The organism is Lacticaseibacillus saniviri JCM 17471 = DSM 24301, from assembly GCF_001311785.1.
In the GTDB taxonomy this organism is placed as follows: Bacteria; Bacillota; Bacilli; order Lactobacillales; family Lactobacillaceae; genus Lacticaseibacillus; species Lacticaseibacillus saniviri.
Genome location: NZ_BBBX01000066.1, coordinates 1 through 539 on the forward strand (window position 1 = coordinate 1; position 539 = coordinate 539).

Sequence of the window (539 nt, forward strand, 5' to 3'; positions counted from 1 at the left end):
ATGTCTTGTTTTACCTCGGTGGCGCAATTTACGTGCAATTCCTCTTGCGCCGTGACTTTTAGGCATACCAAGGTTATTTCGATGTATTTCTCGGTAGATTGTGATGAAACTAAATGGGCTAGATCCATTGGCACGTTGGTAGTTTCCAACGATTTGTTCTGGGGACCAATGATCATCTTGGATGGCATTAATAACAGCACGTCGTAGCTCAGCGTTCTCAAAAATACGTGGACGGCGACAAGCCTTACGCCTCTTGAGATAATCTTTCTGTGCCGCTAAAGCCTTGTATTCCTTGGTACAGCGATGGATTTCTCTGGAGATTGTGCTAACACTACGATTTAAGCGCGTCGCTATTTCGTGAAAAGATAGTCCAAGTTGAATAAAAGACTCTATACGACCGCGTTCAATAGCTGTAAGCTGGTTGTAATGGCTCATTAGGAAACCTCCGTAAGATGATGTTCTCGACAAACAACATTCTACGCTGTCTCCTAGTGGGTCAGTCTTTTTTCTTAGTGTTCCACTTCAATTGTAAATTCAAG

Annotated in this window: 1 protein-coding gene; it reads right to left on the reverse strand. The window is 43.0% G+C overall.

Going from position 1 to position 539, the window contains the following annotated elements; genetic code table 11:
* Nucleotides 1–435, reverse strand: a 435-nt coding sequence (locus JCM17471_RS13185; RefSeq protein ID WP_147661021.1) for a helix-turn-helix domain-containing protein, incomplete at its 3' end; no start/stop codon positions are given.
* Between the last annotated feature and the right edge of the window lie 104 nt (nt 436–539).